The sequence below is a fragment of the Variovorax sp. F042 genome (genome assembly GCF_057814215.1).
The window spans coordinates 1-352 of sequence record NZ_JBVASX010000046.1; the positions used below are offsets into that span (position 1 = coordinate 1).

General features: G+C 63.4%; 1 protein-coding gene. It reads left to right on the forward strand.

Annotated elements, in window-relative coordinates; all coding sequences use genetic code 11:
* A partial coding sequence (locus ACZYSP_RS35325) for a histidine phosphatase family protein (protein ID WP_489019207.1) occupies positions 1–352 on the forward strand: 352 nt, incomplete at both ends.

Consider the following 352-nt stretch of genomic DNA (forward strand, 5'->3'; position numbering starts at 1 on the left):
GCCGCGCCGAGGCGGAATCCGTGGTCATCGTCTCCCACGGCGATTTCATGCAGGCTCTGATGCTGACGTTGGAGAATCTGTCGGACGAGGAGTTCCTCCGCCGTGCGGACAGTCCCGACTGGAACATCACCAATTGCACGTGTCTGCACTATTCCCGCATGGATCCGGTGACAGGTCGCACCTCCCGTCGTCTGCGGTGGGAAAGGACCGCCCGGCCCGTTCTGGACGCGGCGACGGGGAAGTGGGAGGTCAGGGTGGATCCGTGGCGTGAGTTCCAGCGTCAGATGCTGTCCAACGGGGATCTGGTGGACGTCGTCCAATCCGTGGACCCCCATCTTCGGAACTACACCCG